The 24,108-nt window shown below is 51.6% G+C and carries 19 protein-coding genes and 1 tRNA gene; 6 read left to right on the forward strand and 14 right to left on the reverse strand.

Annotated features, from left to right (window positions below; translation table 11 throughout):
• Positions 1-470: 470 nt before the first annotated feature.
• The 5 genes from ispG to AQR02_RS23050 all read right to left on the reverse strand — a co-directional run bounded on the left by ispG (position 471) and on the right by AQR02_RS23050 (position 6,165).
• The gene (ispG, locus tag AQR02_RS23030; RefSeq protein WP_054942986.1) at positions 471-1,610 is read right to left on the reverse strand and encodes a flavodoxin-dependent (E)-4-hydroxy-3-methylbut-2-enyl-diphosphate synthase; all 1,140 of its coding nucleotides are present in this window, start codon (positions 1,608-1,610) and stop codon (positions 471-473) included.
• Between the two features lie 111 nt (positions 1,611-1,721).
• The gene (gene clpX / locus AQR02_RS23035; protein WP_054942758.1) at positions 1,722-2,978 is read right to left on the reverse strand and encodes an ATP-dependent protease ATP-binding subunit ClpX; all 1,257 of its coding nucleotides are present in this window, start codon (positions 2,976-2,978) and stop codon (positions 1,722-1,724) included.
• Positions 2,979-2,990: 12 nt separating this feature from the next.
• Positions 2,991-3,581: an ATP-dependent Clp endopeptidase proteolytic subunit ClpP gene (clpP, locus tag AQR02_RS23040; protein ID WP_054942759.1), complete on the reverse strand. Its 591-nt coding sequence runs from the start codon at positions 3,579-3,581 to the stop codon at positions 2,991-2,993.
• Positions 3,582-3,876: 295 nt separating this feature from the next.
• The gene (gene tig, locus AQR02_RS23045) at positions 3,877-5,211 is read right to left on the reverse strand and encodes a trigger factor (protein WP_054942760.1); all 1,335 of its coding nucleotides are present in this window, start codon (positions 5,209-5,211) and stop codon (positions 3,877-3,879) included.
• A gap of 108 nt (positions 5,212-5,319) precedes the next feature.
• The gene (locus AQR02_RS23050; protein WP_054942987.1) at positions 5,320-6,165 is read right to left on the reverse strand and encodes a hypothetical protein; all 846 of its coding nucleotides are present in this window, start codon (positions 6,163-6,165) and stop codon (positions 5,320-5,322) included.
• 220 nt (positions 6,166-6,385) lie between these two features.
• On the opposite strand from AQR02_RS23050, the gene AQR02_RS23055 reads away from it, so the two are divergent.
• Positions 6,386-6,459 (forward strand) — tRNA-Arg (locus tag AQR02_RS23055).
• A 214-nt stretch (positions 6,460-6,673) separates the two neighbouring features.
• Here the strand turns inward: AQR02_RS23055 and AQR02_RS23060 are convergent.
• Positions 6,674-8,539 (reverse strand): flagellar assembly protein A, encoded by a 1,866-nt coding sequence (locus AQR02_RS23060; RefSeq protein ID WP_054942761.1) that lies wholly within the window; start codon positions 8,537-8,539, stop codon positions 6,674-6,676.
• 126 nt (positions 8,540-8,665) lie between these two features.
• Positions 8,666-10,009, reverse strand: a complete 1,344-nt coding sequence (locus AQR02_RS23065; RefSeq protein ID WP_054942762.1) for an aminotransferase-like domain-containing protein — start codon at positions 10,007-10,009, stop codon at positions 8,666-8,668.
• Between the two features lie 179 nt (positions 10,010-10,188).
• Here AQR02_RS23065 and AQR02_RS23070 point away from each other — a divergent pair, with 179 nt between their 5' ends.
• Positions 10,189-11,130 carry a DMT family transporter gene (locus tag AQR02_RS23070; RefSeq protein ID WP_054942763.1) on the forward strand — a complete coding sequence of 314 codons (942 nt, stop codon included), beginning with the start codon at positions 10,189-10,191 and terminating at the stop codon, positions 11,128-11,130.
• A gap of 194 nt (positions 11,131-11,324) precedes the next feature.
• Here AQR02_RS23070 and pstA read toward each other — a convergent pair whose 3' ends face one another.
• The 6 genes from pstA to AQR02_RS32625 form a co-directional block, all read right to left on the reverse strand.
• Positions 11,325-12,206, reverse strand: a complete 882-nt coding sequence (gene pstA, locus AQR02_RS23075) for a phosphate ABC transporter permease PstA (protein WP_054942764.1) — start codon at positions 12,204-12,206, stop codon at positions 11,325-11,327.
• Positions 12,206-13,156, reverse strand: coding sequence for a phosphate ABC transporter permease subunit PstC (gene pstC / locus AQR02_RS23080; protein ID WP_054942765.1), 951 nt, complete (start codon positions 13,154-13,156; stop codon positions 12,206-12,208). Before pstC ends, pstA begins: the two co-directional genes overlap by 1 nt.
• An 80-nt stretch (positions 13,157-13,236) precedes the next feature.
• Positions 13,237-14,100: a phosphate ABC transporter substrate-binding protein gene (locus tag AQR02_RS23085; RefSeq protein WP_054942766.1), complete on the reverse strand. Its 864-nt coding sequence runs from the start codon at positions 14,098-14,100 to the stop codon at positions 13,237-13,239.
• A 59-nt stretch (positions 14,101-14,159) separates the two neighbouring features.
• Complete coding sequence (locus AQR02_RS23090; protein WP_054942767.1) at positions 14,160-15,578, reverse strand: stalk domain-containing protein; 1,419 nt, start codon at positions 15,576-15,578, stop codon at positions 14,160-14,162.
• Between the two features lie 190 nt (positions 15,579-15,768).
• A complete protein-coding gene (locus tag AQR02_RS23095) occupies positions 15,769-16,212 on the reverse strand; it encodes a hypothetical protein (protein ID WP_054942768.1) in 444 nt (147 codons plus the stop codon).
• Positions 16,213-16,351: 139 nt separating this feature from the next.
• Positions 16,352-16,690, reverse strand: coding sequence for a hypothetical protein (locus tag AQR02_RS32625; protein ID WP_159067829.1), 339 nt, complete (start codon positions 16,688-16,690; stop codon positions 16,352-16,354).
• A 583-nt stretch (positions 16,691-17,273) separates the two neighbouring features.
• Between AQR02_RS32625 and AQR02_RS23105 the strand changes: the two genes are divergently transcribed.
• From AQR02_RS23105 to AQR02_RS23120, 4 genes are all read left to right on the forward strand, one after another.
• Positions 17,274-18,005 (forward strand): ABC transporter ATP-binding protein, encoded by a 732-nt coding sequence (locus AQR02_RS23105; protein ID WP_054942770.1) that lies wholly within the window; start codon positions 17,274-17,276, stop codon positions 18,003-18,005.
• The gene (locus AQR02_RS23110) at positions 18,002-19,033 is read left to right on the forward strand and encodes an ABC transporter permease (RefSeq protein WP_054942771.1); all 1,032 of its coding nucleotides are present in this window, start codon (positions 18,002-18,004) and stop codon (positions 19,031-19,033) included. Before AQR02_RS23105 ends, AQR02_RS23110 begins: the two co-directional genes overlap by 4 nt.
• Before the next feature lie 66 nt (positions 19,034-19,099).
• Positions 19,100-19,792 carry a TetR/AcrR family transcriptional regulator gene (locus AQR02_RS23115; RefSeq protein ID WP_082452037.1) on the forward strand — a complete coding sequence of 231 codons (693 nt, stop codon included), beginning with the start codon at positions 19,100-19,102 and terminating at the stop codon, positions 19,790-19,792.
• Between the two features lie 247 nt (positions 19,793-20,039).
• Positions 20,040-23,375, forward strand: coding sequence for a DEAD/DEAH box helicase (locus AQR02_RS23120; protein WP_054942772.1), 3,336 nt, complete (start codon positions 20,040-20,042; stop codon positions 23,373-23,375).
• Between the two features lie 517 nt (positions 23,376-23,892).
• On the opposite strand, the gene AQR02_RS32630 is transcribed toward AQR02_RS23120, so the two are convergent.
• Positions 23,893-24,108: zinc ribbon domain-containing protein (locus AQR02_RS32630; protein WP_148449198.1), on the reverse strand; the 216-nt coding region annotated here is incomplete at its 5' end.

Consider the following 24,108-nt stretch of genomic DNA (forward strand, 5'->3'; position numbering starts at 1 on the left):
CCCCTTGCGTTCTCCGGTTCTGGCATCCAGATGATACTGAATAAACTCATCGATAAGCTGTTTATGATCCATATCCGCGAATCCCCTTTGGATAAAAAATAAAAAACGCCCCATTCACCGCGGATCACCCGTGGTACAATGGGACGTTCATCGTCACCTTGCTTCATGCTATGAAAATCGGAGCTTCTATCTACAATTATAGGGAAATACGCCCGCTATAATACCCATTAAGCCTGCTTCACAAGCAATAAAGGGAATATCGCCCTTTAATTCATTCTATATCTTCGAATCGTTCTACGTTGATTGAATTAAAGGGAGGAAATCCCTCTATAATCTTCATTTCCCTGAATCGAGCCAAATTAGCGGGAGTGTTTCCCTTTAGCTATATTCAGCGCTGCTGATCCACCCGGTGTATCTATCCAGAGGTACTATGGCTTATGCAAAAGCAGAATAATATAGAATAAGTTCTACTATTCCTCCGGATTACCCACACTTACAGCCGGGGCCAATCCGGCATGCTTACGGCCCGGAATCTCACCGGTCTCTTCAAAAGCGATAACAATGGCGTCAATTTCCTTCTTAAGCTCGGATACAAGCTCCGCCTCAGGAACTTTACGGATCATTTGACCATAGCGGAACAGCAACCCTTCACCGCGGGCACCTGCGATACCAATATCCGCTTCACGCGCTTCTCCGGGACCATTAACGGCACAGCCCAGTACCGAGACTTTGATCGGCACCTTCAGCTTGGAGATATACTCTTCTACTTCATTGGCGATGGAGAAGAGGTCAATGTCCAGACGTCCGCAGGTCGGGCAGGAGATCAGGGTAGGTGCGTTAGAGATCAGACCAAAGGTCTTAAGCAGCTCACGCGCCACCTTAACCTCCTCGACAGGGTCAGCGCTCAGGGAGATGCGCACAGTGCTGCCGATACCCATGGAGAGCAGTGCACCGATTCCGGCGGAGCTCTTCACAGTACCGGCAAACAGTGTACCAGACTCGGTAATACCGAGGTGCAGCGGATAAGGAATGACTTCAGCTGCTTTACGGTAAGCTTCGATCGCCATCGGCACATCAGAGGCTTTGAGGGATACGATAATATCATGGAAGTCCAGTTCCTCAAGAATCCCGATATGATAAAGGGCGCTCTCAACCATCGCTTCCGGTGTCGGATAACCGTATTTCTCCAGGAGATGTGACTCCAGGGAACCGGCGTTTACGCCGATACGGATGGGAATTCCTTTGTCCTTGCAGGCTTTGACTACCGCTTCTACCTTGTCACGGCGGCCGATATTGCCGGGATTAATCCGCACCTTGTCGATGCCGTTCTCAATCGCCAGGAGTGCCAGTTTATAATTAAAATGAATGTCCGCCACCAGCGGAATGTGGATTTGCTTCTTGATTTCTTTGATCGCTGCAGCCGCCTCTTCATTGTTGACGGTAACACGCACGAGCTGGCAGCCCGCTTCCTCTAACCGCAGAATTTCAGCCACTGTAGCTTCCACGTCAGCAGTCTTGGTCGTACACATGCTTTGAATAGCAACCTCGTTGTTACCCCCGATAATAACTCCGCCGACATTGACGGGCCGGGTCTGGTGTCTCAAGAACATGGTTTTCTCCCCCATAACGATCAAAGCTCCACCCCTTCCGCCCACCTTATGAAGCGGGATCAGCGGAAACGGTGGAGACTATGACTTGTATTATTGTAAGGTCAGCGTGTCTTAGGCGCTTTCCTCTTTTTTCTTGTCTTTCTTAAGTCCCAGCTCAGGCAGAGCCTTCTCCTGCACAACCTGTTCTGTAATCACGCAGTCTTTAATATCATCGCGTGAAGGAACCTCATACATCACATCAAGCATAATGCTCTCAATGATGGCACGCAGACCGCGGGCACCTGTGTTGCGTTTGATCGCTTCCTTGGCAATAGCTTCAAGAGCCAGCGGTTCAAACTTCAGCGCCACATTGTCCATTTCCAGAAGCTTGATGTACTGCTTGGTCAATGCATTCTTCGGTTCAGACAGAATGCGGACCAGTGTATTCTCATCAAGCGGCTCGAGTGTGGAGATTACCGGCAGACGGCCGACAAACTCAGGAATGAGACCGAATTTGAGCAGATCCTCAGGCAATACCATGGAGAGGTATTCTCCGGCTTTCAGATCCTTCTGGCCTTCAACTGCAGCATTGAAGCCAATGACTTTTTTACCGATACGGCGTTTGATCATTTGCTCCAGACCATCAAAAGCACCGCCGACGATGAACAGAATGTTCGTTGTATCGATCTGGATGAACTCCTGATGAGGATGCTTGCGTCCGCCCTGCGGAGGTACAGAAGCAACTGTGCCTTCCAGGATCTTCAGCAGCGCCTGCTGTACACCTTCACCCGAAACGTCGCGGGTAATAGACGGATTCTCGGATTTGCGTGCTACTTTATCAATTTCGTCAATATAGATAATGCCGCGTTCGGCCTTCTCGACATCATAATCAGCAGCCTGAATCAGCTTCAGCAGAATGTTCTCAACATCTTCGCCGACGTAGCCCGCTTCCGTAAGGGAGGTTGCATCCGCAATAGCAAAAGGAACGTTGATGATCTTCGCCATCGTCTGGGCCAGCAGGGTTTTACCGGAGCCGGTTGGTCCGAGCAGCAGAATGTTGCTCTTCGTCAGTTCAACATCTTCAATCTTGCTCTGGCTGTTGACGCGCTTATAGTGATTGTATACGGCAACGGAGAGCGATTTCTTCGCCTGCTCCTGACCGATAACGTATTGGTCGAGAATATCACGGATTTCCTTCGGTTTCGGAATATCTTTCAGATCCAGCTCTTCCTCATGACCGAGCTCTTCCTCCACGATTTCCGTGCACAGCTCGATGCATTCGTCACATATATAAACACCAGGTCCAGCTACAAGCTTACGAACCTGCTCTTGTGATTTGCCGCAAAAGGAACATTTCAGCTGCCCTTTTTCATCGTTAAATTTAAACATCTTACCACCCCTTTAAGATATGATCGGTGAAGAGAGTACCTGGTCAATAAGCCCGTATTCCTTCGCTTCTTCCGCGCTCATGAAATTGTCGCGGTCCGTATCCCGTTCGATTTTTTCAAGGGGTTGACCCGTGCGATCCACATAAATTTGATTCAACTTCTGTCTCGTTTTGAGAATCCAGTCCGTATGAATCCAAATATCGGATGCCTGCCCCTGTACACCGCCGAGCGGTTGATGAATCATGACTTCACTGTTGGTCAGCGCATATCGTTTGCCTGGTGCTCCAGCGGTAAGCAACAGCGAACCCATACTGGCTGCCATCCCTACGCAAATCGTTGAAACATCCGGTTTAATATATTGCATCGTATCATATATACCCATGCCCGCTGTTACAGAACCACCGGGAGAGTTGATGTACAGGTGAATGTCTTTTTCTGGGTCATCTGCTGCCAGGAACAACAACTGGGCAATAATCAGATTGGCGACATCATCGTCAATCGCATTGCTCAGGAAGATGATGCGGTCCTTAAGCAATCTGGAATAGATATCGTATGAGCGTTCTCCACGACTTGTTGATTCCACAACCATAGGTACCAAACTCATGCCACCAACCTCTTTTCTCTATACAGATTAGTCTTTCCGTTTCAGAAATATTTTAACACGTTCGGGGCGGGATGTCATTTTTTCACTGGTTCGAAAATAACGTAATACCCCGCGTGCCTGCCATTATAGCGCACTTCCAGACAGAATGCCAACCCGCTTCCGGTTATGTATACCCAGACGTGCAGCCGCCGATAAAAAATAAGGCACGTAACAGAACTTACGTGCCTTATTGATTGCTATTTATGGAGGCCGGCTTGCTTGGCCGTTCTAGGTAAAATGGACTTAGGGAACAATCTTACTCCGCGCTTGCTTCTTCTGCTGCTGGAGCTTCTTCCGCCGCTTCAACTTCCACACTGCTTGCAATCAGCAGGTCGATGGTTTTGCGCAGAGAAATTTCTTCGCTCAAGCTGCTCAGGGAGCCGTTGGCTGCCAGGATGCTGCGGATTTCTTCAGGTGAACGTTTGAAGGATTCAGCCATAGTCGCAAGCTCTTGGTTTACTTCTTCTTCGGAAACCTCGATGTTCTCTTCCTTCGCAATCACTTCAAGCACCAGGTTGTTGCGAACGCGCTTCTCGGCATCGCTCTTCATCTGGCCTTCAAGATCTTCACGGGTTTGGCCGGAGAAGCTGAGGAACATGTCCATGTTCATGCCTTGTTGACGAAGACGGTTGTCGAAATCGCGAACCATGTTCTGAACTTCGCTGTTGATCATTGCTTCAGGAATTTCAACTTCTGCATTAGCTGCTGCTGCATCAACTACTGCAGTTTCGCGAACGCCTTTCAGCTCATCCTGTTTGCGGGATTCCAGCTGTGCCTTCAGGTCTGCTTTGTATTCTTCCAGGGTATCGAATTCACTTACATCCTTAGCGAACTCATCATCCAGTTCAGGAAGCTGTTTGCGTTTGATTTCATGCAGCTTCACTTTGAATACTGCTGCTTTACCGGCAAGGTTCTCTGCATGGTAAGCCTCAGGGAAAGTAACTTCAACATCCTTGAAATCTCCAGTAGCCATGCCTACAACCTGCTCTTCAAATCCAGGAATGAACGAGTTGCTGCCCAGCTCCAGGGAATGACGCTCAGCGGCGCCGCCTTCGAATGGCACACCGTCAACCGAACCGTCGAAGTCGATTACAGCGATATCGCCGTTAGCTGCTGCTCCTTCTTCAACTACAACCAGCTCAGCATGACGCTCTTGCAGACGTTTCAGTTCAGCATTCAGTTCGTCTTCGGTAACTTCAGCCTTTTGAACCGGAACTTCAAGGCCTTTGTACTGGCCAAGTTTCACTTCAGGCTTAACAGTAATCTTCGCTTTGAAGATGAAAGCTTGGCCTTTTGCGAATTGCTCGATGTCTACTTCAGGACGGTCTACAGGGAAGATATCTGTTTGTTCAACAGCTTCACCGTATACTTCTGGAAGAAGGATGTCGATTGCATCCTGGTACAGGCTCTCTACGCCAAAACGGGATTCAAAAATCGGCCGCGGCACTTTACCTTTACGGAAACCAGGCACGTTTGCTTTCTTAACTACTTTGTTAAATGCTTTGTCGAGTGCTGCAGCTACGCGTTCTGCTTCTACTTCGACTTCAAGAACTCCAAGGTTCTTCTCTATTTTTTCCCAAGTTGCTTTCATAATATACTTTTCCCTCCAAAATAGGTTACATGTTTACTTCAAATAATTACGCAAAATAATCACGCAATTCACGCACAGAATAACCATTATATTATATACAACATTGCTTTATTTATCAAGTCTAGAACTCTTAACAAATCCTTTGAGAGACCGATAGGCTCCTTCAAATTGAAAGCGCATGCCGTCTGTTATCCCGTACATTACACGCGTTTCTTCCTCCTGGCGGTTCCCGTTCAGGCTCTCCGAAACCATCTGATGCAGCGCACCCGCCCAAATATCCAGCAGGGCATCCTCACCTTCCAGCAATTTGTGATATTCAGAGGACCCATAAATCGACATAATAAACTGTCCCCAAAGCTCCTGCGCAAAATAATACAGGGTGGGCTCATGCACCTCTGCCTGCTCCGCCACCCGTTCCATCACCTGGCTGATCTGGGGCGGAAACTCGTCGTTCTGCAGCGGGACGGTTTCGATTTCAATCTGCGCCACCTCATGACCGCGGCCCAGCTTCACAATTCCTTGCGCCCCGCGTTTCTTCAGCGTCTGGAGGGTACGGAACTGCAGCAGCGGATGCACCGCAGTCTTTTGCAGCCAGGCAGTCAGCTTCTCATCCACTTCTCCGCCCTCCAGATAAGAGAGCTGCTCCAGTGCCAGGATCGTCGCTTCGGACAGCGGTTCATTCATCACCTTCCGCAGCAGCTTGTCGGGATAATCCGCATCCTCCTCCAGCTTCGACTTTGCCAAAATCCGGGCCATATCCTCTTCCTTAAGATCCTGTTCCGCACCGGAAGCGGTATGATCACTGTCTGCGTTCTCGGCGGCTTCCGGAAAGGCCGCTTCCAGCCAGCCCAGCAGCGACTGCCATTCCTCGTAGTGCCGCTCTTCCTGACCCTGGCATTGCAGCAGGAACCGCAGCAATGCCATCGCTTCCCCGTAGCGTTCACTCTCCAGCATTACCGTAAGCTGAATCTGATAATAATCCAGCGTTTTTGGAAATAGCACGATATTCTCTTTGGCGGGGGAATTGAATTGATTAATGAGGGCACCTCCTTTTCTCCGAACCATGATTAATTGTAGATTATAGCATAACCTATTCAGGTTTCAAAAAAACAAGTTGAAAAAGTTATTCAACTATGATAATATAATTTTTGCTTGCTTTTCACTGTTATCTCATGTCCCGGTAGCTCAGCCGGATAGAGCATGCGCCTTCTAAGCGCACGGTCGGGGGTTCGAATCCCTTCCGGGACGTCCTACAGAAACAGCCTTCCTTCGGGGAGGCTGTTTCTGCGTTCCGGGGGATGAGAACCCCCTCTTGGGGGGACGTTGGAGCATCATCTTCGGTAGGACCGCTTCGCAATCAGCCCGAATGGGCTGCATCCCTTCCGGGACGTCCTTCAGAAACAGCCTTCCTTCGGGGAGGCTGTTTCTGCGTTCCGGGGGGATGAGAACCCCCCCTCAAGCTTTAATTCGACTCCATCCGCAGCTTAATGGTGCGGATATTGTCGATGTTGAACACCATATTCTCCACCGGCTCCGTGATATCTGCCGTGTAGCGGTCGATCGTGACCCTGCCCAGATACATTTTGTGGACAGAGATGCTTTGTTTCGCCTTCAGATAAGACTGCGCACCGCTCTCTCCGCCTACATAAAAGGCTGAAATACTGCCTCCCGCCTCCAGCTTGGAGCCGCGGCACATCGAAAACGTCTTGCGAAACGAGATATTGCCGGAGGAGAACAGCTCGCTCTGCACAATACCGTCTCTGTGGATCATAATGTCGCCATTGGATTTAAGCGTGCTGTTCTGGCATTTTCCAATATTGACCTCCACCTTAGTCTCTTGCAATCGGGCCACGCCCATGTGCAGCTCTTCCAGCATGCTGATCACTCCGCTCAGAGCAGCCTCATTCATGAAGTCGACCAGCTGGGCCGGCTTTAACAGCAGATTCAGAAAATGCAGTGTTTGCTGAAGATCCTGATGGTACGAAGCCTGGACCGTCGCGAGCACGGAGAGCAGTTCCTTAGTGAGCTGCGGGATCTTGTGAAATTTACTCTCCAGCAGCAGGACCACCGCCTGTCCGTACTTCACGCTCTGTTTGCGGGCCTGGACCGCCTGGATGAGCAGCCGGACGGCTGTTCTCAGCAGCTGCGCTTCTTCAATCAACAGCTTGGAGCAATTGAAAATCCGGTTGTACAGCACGCCAAAATAGCCGGAATAGAGCTTGCTGTTCACCACATTTCCTTTGACGAGAATACTGCCGGTTGCGGTTATCGTGGAATTGTAAATGCTGCCGTCCACATATACATTCCCCAGGGATTCAATAATCATATTGTCTTCCACGTTGCCGCGGACAATCACATCGCCGGAAAAAAGAATATTGCCGGTCTTGATATTCACATTGCCGGGCACGATATAGGTCGTAGTAATGTCAAAATATTTGATCTTGTCACCGGTCACCCGGGGACGGCCTTCACGCAGCGCCCGGATCTCATTATTGATCAGCACCACGGTGTTATTTTTGGCAATGATATTCACATCGTTCGGCAGCGGCGGATATAATATTTCCCCGTATACATCACAGCCGGGAATCCCCTCGACTAAGGGAATTTTACGGGCAATGACCTCTCCTCTGATCACTGAAGGAATGCGGAGATGGCTGCGGAAATCCACTTGCCCTTCAATTTCACTGAACTCATTCTCTATCGTTTCTGAGAAAAACAGCTCCAGCTGCGCATTCTCCCCCGGGACAGCAGCCCGTCCCTTAGCAGCGGTTATCGGCTGATAGGTGGGATTCTGCAGCTCGGCATGAATTCCGGATATATTCAGGTTCTGTATAATTCCCCGATGCTCGAAATCAGTAATGATCCGGTTCAGACTCAGCAGTTCAACCACAGTCTCCGTATCCAATGCGGCCTCTACTTCTACTATGCTGGCTGAATAATAGTCATTCAATTTCCATTGATAGCGTTTTGGGGAATGTAAGGTGAAAAAAGCCTGCAGACGATCCTCGGATACCGTAATCGTATACAGCGGCGGCTCAATGATCTCCCACTCAACCGTATCCTGAGAGGTCACTTCAGCAGGGCCTGAAACAGGCTGTCCGTTGACAAGGATTACCACTGGAGGAGCGGCCGAAATCACCGCAGGTCTTCCTCCGGGCAACGGGTCCTGAACAAATATTTTGCCCGCACGGACAAGAACCCGTCCGCCGAGGTCATTCTCAAAATACTCAGGCTCCAAAAAGGTTTGCAGGGGCTCATCGTCATTCTGCGAAAGCTCCAGCATATTAATCAGCTTGTTCAGTTCCTGTTCGGACATATGATCGGGCATCTCGCTGCACCTCCTGGTTAATGCACAACGGTAGAAAGGCTGCGCTCTGTACGTAACTGCTCTCATTTTATTATTAATATTAAATTTAAGCAATTACGGATCATGGAAGGATTAGGAAATTGGAGCTTACCACCATCCCCCGCCTGACGCCTCCTCCACAATCGCTGCAACACCGGTGGCAATCTGTTCCGGACGGGCACGTGAAATGCTGATGCGCAGGAATTTCTCCCGCTCCAAATAGCCTGATAAATAGAATCCCTTACCTGAGACCACGCGGATCTTACGCTTGTAGAGACGCTTCTCTAGCTGCTCCAGATTTACGGTCTGGGGCAGCTTCATTTGAATATATATCCCGGAGTCTACGCGCGGCACCTCTATCAGCCCGGCTGAATTATAACGCAGCAGGGCTTCATTCAGCCGGGCCATCCGCTCCGCGTACAGGGTGTGGATTTTATGCTTATGGCGCTCATACATACCGTTCTTGATATAGATATCCAGTGCAGCCTGCGACAGAAGCGAGGTGTCCATATAGCTCTTATGAGCCTTGAAGACTGGCAGCAGCGGCTCCGGCAGGACAGCGGCTCCAAGGCTGAGACCCGGGAAAATGATTTTGGAGAAGCTTTTTAGATAGATCACATGCCCGGACCGGTCGAAGGCGGCAATGGGATCGAAAGGTCTGCTGTCCCCGAGATCAGCCATGTAGTCATCCTCCACCACATATACATCATATTTGCCGGCCAGCCGGGCTATTGCCTGGCGCTCCTCTTTCGTGTAAGAGGTTCCCAGCGGATTATGGTATCTCGACATCGTGTAGAAAAACTTAATCCCCCCTGTGCGGAAATACTCCTCCAGCAGCTGCAGATCAATCCCGTCCCCGGAGCGGGGAATACCGCTGACCGGAATCCCCTCCGCTTCCAAAAATCTCAGGTAAATATCATAACTCGGCTGTTCCACAAGCACCGTCTCTTTTCCGTTAGGAAAAGGCATCTTCGCAAGTATCCCCAGCGCCTGCTGCACCCCTGAGGTAATGAAGATCCGCCCGGGTGCGGCAAATACCTGTGTATCTGCCAAATGCGGCACCAGAGTCTGCCTCAAGGCTGCCAGTCCCTGTGTCTCCCCATAAGTGAACAAATGGTATTTGTAGGTGTCGATCGCTTTGTTCAGGCAGTGCTGAAAGTCCAGATAAGGGAACACATTCAAGTCGGGCGATGCCGATCCGAAATCAATGATTCCGTCCTCTGCCTGCAAGCTGCCCTCCCCCGGCTGCTCTACGACATAATATCCGCTCTGCGGAATGGAATAGATTACATGCTTCTGTTCCAGTTCCCGGTAAGCCCGGATCACCGTGCTGACACTGCAGCCGTAGCGGGCAGCGGCACTGCGGACTGACGGGAGCTTATGGCCGGAACGATAAGAGCCGCCGCTAATTTGTTGCTCCATCTCCATCAGGACTTTATCATACTTGCGCATACCCTTCCCCTCCTCCGATATCACCATTATAACGCGGATGCCGCCTAACTGTACCGGTACAGTTGTGATAATCTCCCGTTGTGGCTGAGTCCGAATCCCTTTAATTTAAAAATAACAGAGCGGGGGCGGCGCGGGTCCCCGTGATCTCAAACTGCATAGACAGAAAGGAAGTTTCCATCATGAAACAACAACCGGGTGTTAAGACCGCCTATATGCTTGCCGTACTGAATGCGGCGATTATCGGATTTTCATTTCTTTTTACCAAAATGGCTCTGGAGTTCTCCAGCCCGCTCGATACACTGGCCTTCCGTTTTGCCGGCTCGTTCATTGTCATATCTGTTCCAGTGGCCTGCGGCTGGGTCAAGCTGAGCTACCGGGGCAAGCCGCTATATAAAGTGCTGCTACTGGCAGCCATGTACCCGCTGGGCTTCTTCACCCTCCAGGTGTTCGGACTGCAGCATGCGACCTCCGCCGAGGGAGGGATTCTGTATTCATTCACCCCCGTGGTAACGCTGATTATCGCCTCCCTTTTCCTCAAAGAAGCCACATCATTCCTGCAAAAGCTGTCCATCTTCCTGTCGGTCTTCGGCGTAGTATTCATCTTCATTATGAAAGGCAGCAGCATTGACCTGTCGAACATGGCCGGAATCCTGATGCTGTTCCTGACTTGTGTCGCTTTTGCAGGGTACAGTGTACTGGCCCGTTCGCTTGCGAAGCAGTTCACCCCCTCCGAAATCAGCTACCTGATGATGGCGGTCGGCTTCATCGTATTCTTCGGCACATCGCTCATCAGCCATACGGCGGATAGAACACTGGGAGACTTGTTCACCCCGCTAAAGAGCGCCACCTTCACGCTGGCAATCCTATACTTAGGCGTAATTTCATCGCTGCTGACCACCCTGACGTCCAATTATATTTTGTCCAAAATCGAAGCTTCACGGATGAGTGTCTTCACGAATCTCTCGACTCTGGTCTCGATCGCAGCCGGAGCCTTGTTCCTGGGAGAAGAGGTAACCCTGTACCACTGGATCGGATCCGCGCTGATTATCGCCGGGGTCCTGGGGGCGAATATGTTCGGGCGGGGGCAGACAGGCCTAGTCAAAGAGTTTATCCGTCTGTAATGGGATCTCCGATAAACATGATTGTGCCCGTCTTCTTCATTGAACTCTCTCCTTCTTCGTTCCATCCTGATGGCATCAAAAATCGGACGGCCGGACATCCGGCCGCCCGCAAGTGGCGTTATGCTATTCGATTACAACCCTTTTTTCTTGAAGTGCCGGCTCTGAAGAGCAGCGTGGAGTCATTGAAGCCGTATTTACCGCCCCTTGCGGCGGTTTCCCAGCCACAGCGGGAACCTGAAAATGAAATTGATCAGCAGGACTACAAAGACAAGCACTGCCGCCGACTTGTCGGCAATTTGCCGCGCATCCTCGACGATCGCCTCGGATTGTACATACCACAGATGCACCGCCAGAGTCTCGCCGGGCGAGAACAGATTGAAGTCCCACATTTCGCCGGAGGTACTGAGGCCTGCGGTCAGGATAATGACCGCAGACTCCCCGAACGCGCGTCCGGCCACCAGACAGATGCCTGTGACAATGGCAGACATCGCCACGGGCAGCACCACCTTGCGGATGACGTGGAATTTGGTCATCCCCAGTGCGTAGCCGGCTTCGCGGATGTCGCCGGGCACCGCGCGCACGGCTTCTTCCGTAACGCGGGCCAGCATCGGCAGGTTAAGCAGCGCCAGGGAGACGCCGCCGCCGAGAATGGTCAGGCCGATATTGAAATATTCGGCGAAGATTGCCAGCCCCAGCATCCCGAATACAATCGAAGGGACGGAGGACAGCGACTCCACACAAATGCGCAGCGCACCGGTAAAACGGTTGTCCGGCGCGTATTCTGCCATATAAATTCCGGCCCCTACGCCGATCGGAATCGAAATCAGCAGGGAGATAAACAGAATGTAGAAGGAATTGAACAATACCGGGCCAATCCCGCCTCCGGGATCAATCTCCTCCGGCTGCTTAATCAGGAAATCGGGTCTAAGCGCCGGCAGACCTTTGCTTAGAATGGTAAAGAGCAGCCAGAAAATCAGCAGCATGACCAGCGCTCCCAGCGTATAGAAGCCGACGGTTGCAATTTTGTTGCGCCGCTGCGCACGTGCAGTATAACGTGTACGGGTGAAATTACTCATTATACATCCCCCCGTTTCCGGCCCAGCACGCGGATGACAAAGATCAGCACAAACGAAATCAGCAGCAGCAGGAAGGCCATCATATGCAGCGCGTAGTTCCAGGAGGAATCAAACTCGACATTGGAGATCTGCATGACAATGTTACTGGTCAGCACTGAGGACGGTGTGAATAGGGTTTTGGCCAGCTGCGGCGTATTGCCGATAACCATGACAACCGCCATCGTCTCACCGACTGCACGGGTCATGCCGAGGATAATGGCCGAGATAATTCCCCTTTTAGCCGCAGGCAGCACCACACGCATAATCACCTGCAGGCGGGTAGAACCCAGGGCGTAGGCCGCGTCACGGTATTTGCGCGGAACGGCAATAATGGCATCGTCACTGATCCGGCAGATCGTCGGCAGTACCATTAACGCTAGCACCAGCGCAGCCGCCAGCAGCCCGTCGCCCAGTCCTTCCCCGCTGACTCTGCGCAGAAATGGAAGCAGTACAGTAAGGCCCAGATAGCCGTATACAATGGAAGGTATGCCGACGAGCAGATCAAGCACCGGACGGATAAAGCTCTTCAGCCACTTCGGAGCGATCTCGGCGCAGAGCACGGCCATCCCGACTGAGACGGGCACCGCAATCAGCAGGGTCAATGCGGTCAGGGACAATGTATTTACGATAAAGGCGGCAGCTCCAAAGGCATCCTCCTCCGGGGTCCAGTTGAAGGACAGGAAGAATTCAGCCGGAGAGACGTGTGCGAACAGGAGCAGCGCCGTTTTTCCGATGAATACAACTACTAGGCCAAGCACAAAACAAAGTGCAAGGATGCTGAATAAGAAATAAAAACGGGATAATTTATTACCAAGCAGATGTCTGCGGTGGCGCTTTTCATTTACGCTGCTTTGCATTTGAACTGCATGCTTAGGTGATTTTGATGCCAGGCTTTGGACTGGTGCCCCCATACTTTCCCTCCTGTAAGCGGCCACCCCCGTACATTCCGGAGCTGGCCGCTGTTACCGTTCAATATAATGAAGCTGCTAGGTTAGCCTTTCATTGCTGCAATCGGAATGAACTTAAGCTTTTTCAGCGATCCGTTCTGGAATTTCTTGCTCTGCACATATTCGATGAATTCTTTGGTTGCGCCGGTCGGCTGACCTTTGGTCATGTAGTAGCCGTATGCCCAAATCTTGTACGAGCCATTGATTACGTTATCCGTAGTAGCTGCCACACCGTTGAATTTCACAGCCTTGATGTCGCTACCGGTTACATAGACGAGGTCGATGTAGCCAATGGAGTTAGGTGTAGTTGCAACTGCTGTTTTCATGTCACCGCTGGAGCCGGTTTCCTTATAGTTTTTCTCTTTTTTCACGATATCTCCGCCGCCCAGTGCCTTAGCCTGGTAGTTAACGCGTGTACCGGAACCGAATGAACGAGTGATTACAACGATGTTGGCATCCGATCCGCCGACATCCTTCCAGTTGGTGATTTTACCGGAGAAAATGCCTGCCAGCTGTTCGGTAGTCAGGTTGTCTACACCGACATTTTTGTTCACGATGGTGGCAAAAGGAATGACCGCTACCTTGTTCGCTACCTGTCCGTCAAATGCTTTGAAGCCCGGTACGTCAATGCTGGCATCCCAATCGCAGGCGCCGATATCGGCGATGCCTTTCTTCACGGCCTGCGGTCCGGTAACCGAACCCTTGCCGGAAGCGGCGATTTTCACTTTTGGATGCAGCTTCTGGAACTCTTTGGCTGCCTGCAGCGTGAGCGGAAGCAGTGCTGTGGAGCCGTTGACTGTAATTTTACCCTTGAGGCTGTCTGCCGCTGCAGCAATCCCTGCAAAAGATGCTGTTACCGCGATGACCGCTGTCAGTGCTGTTACCGTTAATTTTTTGAAAACCTTCATGAAATAATTCTCCTCCCGGCGTTTGCGCCGTTATATTATGTGGGTTTGGGTGGACTTGCTTATTTGGTGAGCTGAAGTGCCTGGCCGTTCTGGATCAGGAGTACTTTGCCGTCACTTACGATAGCCAGCTTGCTGCCGTCATGGGAAACCGCTACTTCCGAAACATCTTCGGTAGTGTGGAAGAGCGACGTTTTGCTGCCGTTTGCATCGATCGAATAAATCGTGGTGCTTCCGTCAGCCGCCGTACCGGATACGATAAGACCAGTGGTTACGCCGGTAGTCCAGGAAGGCTCTACATCAAGCGCGATGTTGGTAATAGCACCGTCTGCTCCAATGGACTTCAGGGTGTTCGCCGCATTTCCGTCCGGATCTGCGCTCAGGTAGGCTACAGTACCATTTGCCAAAATTTCAGGATACAGTTTGTTATCCAGTGCTGTAGTCAGAGCTGCCGGCTTCGCGTCTTTAGTGGAGAGGTCCAGCTTGTACAATTGCTCTCCGGCTTTGCTGAAGTCAACGGTCAGAGAATCTTCCGTGCTGTCAGCATCATTCTTGGCAACGCCGGTTACATTGACAATGTAGACCACGCTTTTCGCATCAGCAGACAGCCGAAGCTCCGATTTGTTCTCGACTTTATCTTCAAGAAGGGTTTTGACGGCTCCTGTATCTACAGAGATTTGGCCAATCTTCTCCTGCTTGTCGCCTTGGATGAAGTAGATCGTTTTGCCGTCCTGCGACCAGACCAAATCCATCTTCACGCTCGTATCCGTACCCAGTGGGGAAACCGCACCGCTCGACAGGTTGATCAGATTCAGCTGGCCTTTATCATCTGTGAATGCGCCCCATTTCTGATCTGGGGATACCGCGAAATCCAGTGCACTATCATTGGAAGAGAAAATATCATATACGCCCGGGAAAGCGCTGAATTTGAGCAGCTGGGCGGTTTCGGAATCGCTCCGGTTCGCAATGATGCTACCATCGGCGTTCCAGTGCAGCGTATCGAACTGGCCTTCCGGACGGGCAAAGCTCAGAATCGACTGGTCTTCAGCCGTAAGCTCACCGCCAAGGGCAGTAACCAGCTTGGTCAGCTCCACGTATACTTTTCCGTTATAGAGTACAGGGGCTACTGTGAACTGCTGCGATACTCCGTCCACCAGATAGCTTTTGGCACCTGCCTTAATCTGTACGGTATGTAATCCTTTACTGTCATTCAATTCAAAACCGGTGCTGCTGAGGATCACTTTGGCTCCTAGCTCCCCGGCCACTTCACTAAGGGAATACAGTTTGTAGCCGCTGCTGTCTATTGTGCTAAATGCAACCGGTAAGCTGTTGACTTTCCATGTCGCCTTAGCCGTTTTGACTGCTGATGTATTGACGGCGGCGGCGCTCACGTTGCTGCTAGTTGCCACAATGCTGCCTGCTCCCCCTGTTACGAGAAGTGCTGAAGCCAAAGCCGCGCCGAACCATTTACTATTTCTCAATTAGATTCACCCTTTTCCTATAGGTAACTGCTAATGTTATTTTCATCTACCAGTGTGAATTCTGTTCAAGAGGATTGTTATGGAAATATTAAGTAAATAAAAAGACCGGCCCCGAAATGCTTCGAGGTCGGCCTATGAGTAAACTCAGTGTAAAAACCGGAGTAAAATGTTTAAAAAAGTGTTGTAAATGTTAATTTTCAATCCAAGTGACTATAATCTCGGCACCGCCGGGTTTCGCTTCAGAGCTGCTGCCAATGATGGAATACGAGTAGCTGCCCGGGGCTTTTCCGCTAAAAATCAGATTGTTCTGATCCACAATTTCCGTATTACTATCTAATTCCTTGTCTTGAATGTACTTTTTATAGGTAGTGCCCAGCTTAGCCATACTTTCCTCTGTCTCATAGATCAGCATGGATGATTTCTTGCCGCCGACAAGCTCCCCTTCCGTAAAAGTGATGCCCGCCCCCTCAGGGATCGGCAAATCACCGGGAAAATACTGCGGGTCACGAATCTGCTCTTGAGCCAGCGTATGGAAATTCCCATCCCCTGTTTCCGTGCGGCTGCAAGCAACTAGCGAAACACCGGCGGCTAGCAGGATCAGCAGGGAAAAAACAGGTTTCTTGGCAGACCACATACAGAAACCTCCTCAATGATATAAACAGAGATATAAGCAGATATATGCAGAGTTTGATATAAACAGAGTTTAAGGTGATCGCAGCATATACCCTTATTTAACCAGTTTGACCTGGGTGCAAACGGAATTAGTGAAAATTTTAAGCTTCCTTGTTCGATATATATGGAAAATGTGACGACTTCCTGTATTCATGATGGACTCCAGGTTGTCTAGAGTGGGGCCCCGTTGCCAATTCGCGATAATCAAGCGCATAAGTGCACTTGATTCGGCATGGGCGGTCCGGGATTGCGGAATCAACGGGATTTTTCCCTTTGATTCTGCCATGTTGCGCCGGAATGGCGAAATCAACGGGATTTTTCCCTTTGATTCTGTCATGTTGCGCCGGAGTGGCGAAATCAACGGGATTTTTCCCTTTGATTCTGTCATGTTGCGCCGGAGTGGCGAAATCAACGGGTATTTTTCCCTTTGATTCTGTCATGTTGCGCCGGAGTGGCGAAATCAGGGTTTGCAGTGAAGTGAATGAACTTCAGTCCGGGAGTTGCATCCCTCACTTGGAGAATTCCATTGGTGCTTTACGTTTTATATTCCCATGGTGAACGAGGGTCGCTGTAAAAGTTCATATACTGGTCTAAAGAGCGCCGCGCTAACACCCCCACCCTGATACTGGAGGGTGCTTCTTTCACGATCTGAAGTACGATTTCTTCATAGGCTCGTTTCTGCTTCATTGGTGCTCGTCTCTCTGCTTCATGGTGCTCGTCTCTGCTTCATGAAGCTCGTCCCTGCTTCATGAGGCTCGCCGCCCTCTTCTTACTGTGTAGTAAATTGGGGCTAACTCTCCAGTTTGATTAGGGAGCCTAGCCTAAGAGCCTTTGCCTTTAGTTCCGCGCTGCGCCCGGTTATGCCTGCCTTTATTCACGATCAATTCCAGAATAGAAAAACCATAAATTCGATCTATTTAAGATCGATTTCACATCAATAAATAACGGTTTACTTTTCCAAAAGAATATTCTATATTAATGAGTGAGTACTCACTCATAATGATGAGAATCGAGGGGATCGACATGAATCAGGACACTCCGGTTATTACCGTAACCCATGTCAGCAGAGCGTTTGGCAGCAAGGATGTGCTTCGGGATATTAATCTTCAGGTAAATAAGGCAGAAACCTTTGGCCTTTTGGGTCCATCCGGCTCCGGCAAAACGACACTGGTGAAGCTTCTTACCGGCATTGACGAGGTCAGCTCAGGCGAAGTGCAGGTTATGGGAGTAAAGATTCCCGCGCTGCCGATGCTGCAGCAAATCGGATATATGGCCCAGTCCGATGCCTTATACACGGAGCTGAGCGCGAAGGAAAATCTGGAGTTTTTCGCCGCCCTCTATGGTCTTAAAGGCGGGAATCGTACACGGCGGATTGCCGATGTCATGGAACTGGTGAACCTGCAGGAGCATCTGCGCAAACGCGTGGATCAATATTCCGGAGGCATGAAGCGGCGCTTGTCGCTGGCGATCGCTCTCCTGCATGAGCCCCCGCTGCTCATTCTTGACGAGCCTACCGTGGGTATTGATCCGGTGCTGCGCCAGTCCATCTGGCGGGAGCTGCGGGAGCTGAACCGTCAGGGCACTACCATTGTGCTGACAACCCACGTAATGGACGAGGCCGAGAAATGCGACCGGCTGGGGATGATCCGGGATGGTGAACTGCTTGCTGTGGATACTCCAGCCGGGCTGATGCAGGCGAGCGGCTCCGCAACGATTGAGGAAGCTTTTCTATACTATGGAGGTGCCCGCAAATGAGAATCCGGGCCATTACAATTCGAATTCTACGGCAGTTTATTCATGATAAACGGACAATGGCACTGATGTTCATCGCGCCTCTGATCGTGCTCAGCTTAATGAGCCTGGTGTTCAACGGCGACGCTTATAAACCAAATATCGGCGTTACCGCAGGGGCGGCTGTCCTCACCCCTATGCTGGAAGCGCAGGATGCGGCGGTTACTGCATTCGCTACAGCTGAGCCGGGGAACACAGCACTGAAGGACGGCGAGATTGATGCCCTAATCACAATGGACGGAACCACTCCCGGTGTTGTGCTGGAAGGCAGTAACCCTACGGCCAACCGGGCTGTCATGCAGGCACTGCAGCAAGCTATGCAGCAGCTGCAGCCTGCCGGCTCCGGACAGGTTCAGCCGGCTGTCAGCTATCTGTACGGCGCTGAGGATATGACCACAATCGACCGTTTCGGGCCGATTATGATCGGCGTCTTCATCTTCTTCTTCGTCTTCCTGATCGCCGGTGTCTCCCTCCTGCGCGAACGGACGACCGGAACACTGGAGCGCCTGCTCTCCACGCCGCTGAAACGCTGGGAGATTGTACTCGGTTATGTCTGCGGCTTCGGCATCTTCACCGTCATCCAGGCGCTGCTGATCTCCTGGTTCTCCATCCAGGTGCTCGGCATTATGATGGCTGGCAGCTTCGGCTATGTGCTGCTGATGACGCTGCTGCTGGCGGTAACAGCACTTACTCTGGGTACGCTGCTCTCCGCATTTGCCGCCAATGAGCTGCAGATGATCCAGTTCATCCCGCTGGTCATTGTGCCGCAGATTTTCTTAAGCGGGCTGTTCCCGCTTGATACCCTTCCCCTGTGGCTGCAGCGGATCGGGCTGGCCACACCAATCTACTACGGTGCACAGGCGCTGATAGATATCATGATCCGCGGCAAAGGCTGGAGCGCTATCGCACTGGAGGTATATGTGCTGATCGGGTTCTCCCTCCTGTTCATGGCACTGAATGTTCTTGCCCTGCGCAAGCACCGGAAGATGTAGCATGGTGTAATTTGCCCGGCGCCCGTGATACTATTAAGGGATAGCATAAATTTGGAGGGCATCAACATGAAGAAGGACAGTGCTGAGCAGCACGAAATAGAGCAATGGATGGAGGAGCTGCTGGCACTTGGCGGAGACAAGCAAATGACGCCGAAGCAGATTTCTATTCTGGAGGCGGCGGTCGAAATCTTCTCCGATAAAGGCTTCTCGGCAGCGTCTACCAGTGAAATTGCCCAAAAGGCCGGAGTAGCTGAAGGGACGATTTTCCGCTATTACAAGACGAAAAAGGATCTGCTGCTGTCTATTGTAGGGCCGACCATGAGCCGTATGATTGCTCCCTTCGTGATGCGCAATTTTAACGGTGTGCTGGATATGCCTTTTGAGAGCTATGAGGCCTTTCTGCGGGCCTTTATCCTTAACCGCCTGGAATTTGCCCGCAATAACTTTAAAATTATACGGATTCTAATTCAAGAGATTCCCTTCCAGCCTGTACTGCGCAAGCATTTTTCCGAGAACATCCTCAGCCAGGTGCTGGAGCGCGTAACTGCTATTACCGAGCATTTCAAGGCTAAAGGCGAAATTATCGAGGCACCTACGCCAGCGATTATCCGCTTCACGGTCTCTTCGGTGATCGGTTATCTGGTGACCCGCCTGCTGCTGATGCCGGAGAAAGACTGGAATGATGAGGAAGAGATCAATCTGATCCTGAGCTTTATGCTCCACGGCATAGGCGGACCAGGACAGCAAGCAGAACAGTAAAAGCGTTCGGACGGCGGGTATTGCGGCTTCCGCGGCAGGACTTGTAGCTTCAGCGGCGGAGTGAGCGTATGATAGACCTTGGGGCAGCCCGGAAGTGAATTCTTCCGGGCTGCTTTTTTGTGCAGACTGTCATACCGCCCGGGGGGATTCCCCGCTGATTCACTCCGCACTTTGAGGCGTACGCTTGTTCTGCTATTATAAGAGAAACAAACGGCGGCATTAAAGCGATTAAGGATGTGATGTAAGCATGGGATTTTATGTGCCGGAACGGGTGATCAAGCTGCTGTGCGGCAGCGCATCCCTGGACAAAGGAATAGCCTACCACGAATCAGACATGGTCCGGTTAACTTATATAGAGAATGACGACACACTGGAATATTCTAAGTACCGGGCTGAGGTTCAAGGCCTGGAAAATTACGACGTAGCGCTTACGGTCGACAGCGACGGGGATGTGAATGCGGAATGCACCTGTCCTGCTTACTATCCCGGCGGGGCATTCTGCCAGCATATTGCAGCTGTGCTGGTGAGCATTCTCCGTCTTGAAGAGGGCGGGGGCCCCGGCGGACGGACGGCCGCTTCCAGTCTTCAGGCCCGGGGAGAATTGCCGGAAGCAGCCGGTGTCATTCCCACCCGCTATCCGGGCGCCGGCTCGGCGGAGCGTTCCGGTGACCGCCAGCTTGTGAACAGCATGCTGGGCGTGTTCGAGGGCAGCGGCCGTCCGCGCCCAAGCGGTACGGGAACCTATATCGATCTTAGAACACCGCTGCAGGTAGAGTTCATCTGCAAGCCGGTTTCACTCAGCTATGGCGCACCTATGCTCGGCATCGAACTCAGGATCGGGCCGAAGCGCCTCTATATCGTGCAAAAAATCAGAATGTTCCTGGACCGTCTTCAACGAGGTGAGCCCTTTGAGTTCTCCAGACATTTCATCTACGATCCCGCTTTGCACTCCTTTCATAAAGAAGACAATACAGTCCTGCAGAAGCTGATTGAGATTTTTCAGAATGAACAGATCTACCGTGCCGCCGTCAACCCCTATGCAGCACTCTCCGGAGGAATCGGCGGGGAACGGCTGCTGGCGGTTCCGCCTTTTTTCTGGGAGTCTGTGCTTCCGGCGCTGACCGCTGCCTCCTCTGCCTATTTACAGCAGGGCAACCTGTCCATGGAGAGACTTCAGATCTCCACAGAGACGCCACCGCTAAGCTTCGAGTTCGACCAGGCGTCAGAGGATGGCTACCGGCTGGATATTCTGGGGATGGCGCAGATTATGGTGCTTGAGGATTACGGGCTGGTGCTGTCCGAAGGCAGGCTGCTGAAGCTCCCGGCCGAGGAATGCCGCAGGCTTGCTGAGCTGAAGCGGATGCTGGCGGCCGCCCGCAAGGACGGAATCTCAATCGCCCCGGAGCAGATGGAGCCTTTTATGGACAAAGTCATTCCCGGGCTGAAAAAGCTGGGTCATGTGCATATTGCCGAAGCGATTGCGGACCGCATTGTCCAGACACAGCTGCAAGCCAGACTCTATTTGGACCGGGTCAGAGACCGGCTGCTGGCCGGCCTTGAATTTCAATACGGCGGCATTGTGATTAATCCGCTTGATGAACAGAGCCGTGAGCGGGGCAGCGAGGTCATTCTGATGCGTGACGGGGAGGCCGAACGGCGGATTCTCGAGCTGATGGAGCATGAGTCTTTTGCCCGGACGGAAGGCGGTTATATCATGAACGATGAAGAGGGGGAATATGATTTCCTCTACCACACGATTCCGCTGCTGGAGCCGCTGCTTCAGGTGTATGCCACCACTGCCGTCAAAGGACGAATTGCTGCCGATACTTTCACGCCTAAGGCTGTTTTGACCTGGAACGAAAAGACCGATTGGCTGGAATTCAAATTCGGGATGCAGGGTATACCGGAGGGTGAAATTGTACTGGTCCTCAAAGCGCTGCAGGAAAAGCGCAGATATTACCGGCTGCCGGACGGGGCGCTGCTGCCGCTGGAGAGTGCAGAATTCTTAGAAGTTATAGCGTTTATGAACGAGCTGGGGGTACATAGCGTTCCTTTCAACAAACCCCAGTTCTCCCTGCCTCTAGTCCATGGCCTGCAGCTGAATCCAGACGCAAAGCATGGAGATGCCGTAACGATCGGACGCTCCTTCCGCCGGCTGATGGCCAATATGGCAAGCCCAGAGAATCTGGACTTCCCCGTGCCGGACAGTCTGGCTTCCATTCTCCGCGACTATCAGCAGTTCGGATTCCAGTGGCTGAAGACCCTGGCCCACTACCGCTTCGGCGGCATTCTGGCTGATGATATGGGACTCGGCAAAACACTGCAAGCTATCGCCTTTCTGCTCTCGGAGCTGGCGGATATCCGCGAAGGGGGCAAGCCTGCCCTGATCGTTGCTCCAGCTTCCCTGCTCTACAACTGGCAGAATGAGCTGAAGAAGTTCGCACCCGGAATTAAGGCGGCCATCGCCGACGGGAACCTGAACGAGCGGAGCAAGGCCGTGCGTAATGCCGCCGGCGCTGACGTGATCATTACGTCTTACCCGCTGCTGCGCAGGGATATTGAGCTGTACGCCCGGCTCTCCTTCCATACGCTGATTCTGGATGAAGCCCAGATGATCAAGAACCATGCCACCCAGACTGCGCAAGCGGTAAAAATATTGCAGGCACGCTACCGCTTCGCCCTTACCGGAACGCCGGTGGAGAATGCGCTGGAGGATCTGTGGTCTATTTTCAGCGTCGTATTCCCCGGACTCTTCCCCGGCAAAAAAGCGTTTCATGACCTGCCCAGGGAAACAGTCGCGAAGCGGTCCCGGCCTTTTCTGCTGCGCCGCCTCAAAAGCGATGTGCTTAAGGAGCTGCCGGATAAAATCGAATCGCTTCAGGCCTCCGAGCTGCTGCCGGAGCAGAAGAAGCTGTACGTTGCTTATCTCGCGAGACTGCGGAAAGAAGCACTGAAGCATCTGGATAACGAAGGCTTCGGGCACGGCCGGATCAAGGTCCTCGCCGGGATTACAAGGCTGCGCCAGCTCTGCTGCCACCCTGCACTTTTCGTTGAAGGCTATGACGGGGGTTCGGCCAAGTTTGAGCAGCTGCTCGAAATTATTGAGGAATGCCGAAGCTCCGGCAAACGGATGCTGGTCTTCTCCCAATTCACCGAGATGCTCGGAATGATCGGACGTGAGCTTGCCCTGCAGGGCATCCAGCATTTCTATCTGGACGGCAAGACGCCTGCTTCGCAGCGCGTTGAACTGTGCAACAGGTTCAATGAAGGTGAACGTGACCTGTTCCTGGTATCCCTCAAAGCAGGCGGAACCGGTCTGAACCTGACTGGAGCAGACACGGTGATCCTGTATGACCTGTGGTGGAATCCTGCTGTCGAGCAGCAGGCGGCTGACCGGGCCCACCGGATCGGACAGAAAAAAGTGGTCCAGGTGATCCGCCTCGTTGCCCAAGGCACGGTGGAGGACAAAATGTATGAGCTGCAGCAGAAGAAAAAGAATCTGATCGACGAGGTCATCCAGCCCGGGGAAGAAGCACTATCCACGCTAAGCGAGCAGGATATCCGCGAGATTCTCATGATCTGATAGACCGCTGGTATAGAATGGTTTTATCAAAAGAGGGACTTCTACAGCCAAATGGCTTAGGAAGTCCCTCTTGCTCTATTCACTACAAAGATAAAGTCAGTATCAAGACGATGGTAAGAAAAAATCACAATATAGATTGAACTTGAAAATATTCTTTAAGGGGAAAGTGGCGGAGGGGAATTTTGGAGCTGGAGGAGCGGTAGCGTTCGCCTGAAAGTTTTCCGCAGGAAAGCTCGCTTCGGAAGCATAAGCTAGGTTTGGATTTCTACTGGGGTAAGCAGCAAAATTCAAGGAAATCCAAACCTAACAGCGGCCGGAAGCCCAAATATTCTCTGTAGTCACGGCTAATCCCCCAAATAGAAAAATCATAAGTTCAATCTATATAGCCCATGGAAAAGGAAAGAAAACGGGTGGTGAACTACACACCACCTCAGAGGTGGGTGCTTCTTGGTCAATAGAGCTACTGCTCCAAGTATACCCAAGCTTATAGGCTAGTTCCTAACCCAATCAGTGCAATTTACATTGCTAGTTTTAGAAGATTTATAGCAGCATTCCGATCTCTGTCGTGCTCTGTATGACATGCAGGGCATGACCATACACGTACAGCCAGATTCTTCACCTCTGCGTTTTTGTAGCCACAGCAGGAACATAATTGGCTGCTTGCAAAGTTTTTCGGTGCAATGATTAATGCTCTGCCGTACCATTCCGATTTGTAAGTAAGCATTTCTCTGAA

It is taken from the genome of Paenibacillus ihuae (assembly GCF_001368795.1).
Lineage (GTDB): Bacteria > Bacillota > Bacilli > Paenibacillales > Paenibacillaceae > Paenibacillus_AQ > Paenibacillus_AQ ihuae.

Excerpts from the sequence above, each read along its gene's own strand:
- ispG (WP_054942986.1), bottom strand. The coding sequence starts at position 1,610 with ATGTTCTTGAGACACCAGACCCGGCCCGTCAATGTCGGCGGAGTTATT.
- clpX (WP_054942758.1), bottom strand. The coding sequence starts at position 2,978 with ATGTTTAAATTTAACGATGAAAAAGGGCAGCTGAAATGTTCCTTTTGC.
- clpP (WP_054942759.1), bottom strand. The coding sequence starts at position 3,581 with ATGAGTTTGGTACCTATGGTTGTGGAATCAACAAGTCGTGGAGAACGC.
- tig (WP_054942760.1), bottom strand. The coding sequence starts at position 5,211 with ATGAAAGCAACTTGGGAAAAAATAGAGAAGAACCTTGGAGTTCTTGAA.
- AQR02_RS23050 (WP_054942987.1), bottom strand. The coding sequence starts at position 6,165 with ATGCTGGAGAGTGAACGCTACGGGGAAGCGATGGCATTGCTGCGGTTC.
- AQR02_RS23060 (WP_054942761.1), bottom strand. The coding sequence starts at position 8,539 with ATGCCCGATCATATGTCCGAACAGGAACTGAACAAGCTGATTAATATG.
- AQR02_RS23065 (WP_054942762.1), bottom strand. The coding sequence starts at position 10,009 with ATGCGCAAGTATGATAAAGTCCTGATGGAGATGGAGCAACAAATTAGC.
- AQR02_RS23070 (WP_054942763.1), top strand. The coding sequence starts at position 10,189 with ATGAAACAACAACCGGGTGTTAAGACCGCCTATATGCTTGCCGTACTG.
- pstA (WP_054942764.1), bottom strand. The coding sequence starts at position 12,206 with ATGAGTAATTTCACCCGTACACGTTATACTGCACGTGCGCAGCGGCGC.
- pstC (WP_054942765.1), bottom strand. The coding sequence starts at position 13,156 with ATGGGGGCACCAGTCCAAAGCCTGGCATCAAAATCACCTAAGCATGCA.
- AQR02_RS23085 (WP_054942766.1), bottom strand. The coding sequence starts at position 14,100 with ATGAAGGTTTTCAAAAAATTAACGGTAACAGCACTGACAGCGGTCATC.
- AQR02_RS23095 (WP_054942768.1), bottom strand. The coding sequence starts at position 16,212 with ATGTGGTCTGCCAAGAAACCTGTTTTTTCCCTGCTGATCCTGCTAGCC.
- AQR02_RS32625 (WP_159067829.1), bottom strand. The coding sequence starts at position 16,690 with ATGACAGAATCAAAGGGAAAAATACCCGTTGATTTCGCCACTCCGGCG.
- AQR02_RS23105 (WP_054942770.1), top strand. The coding sequence starts at position 17,274 with ATGAATCAGGACACTCCGGTTATTACCGTAACCCATGTCAGCAGAGCG.
- AQR02_RS23110 (WP_054942771.1), top strand. The coding sequence starts at position 18,002 with ATGAGAATCCGGGCCATTACAATTCGAATTCTACGGCAGTTTATTCAT.
- AQR02_RS23115 (WP_082452037.1), top strand. The coding sequence starts at position 19,100 with ATGAAGAAGGACAGTGCTGAGCAGCACGAAATAGAGCAATGGATGGAG.
- AQR02_RS23120 (WP_054942772.1), top strand. The coding sequence starts at position 20,040 with ATGGGATTTTATGTGCCGGAACGGGTGATCAAGCTGCTGTGCGGCAGC.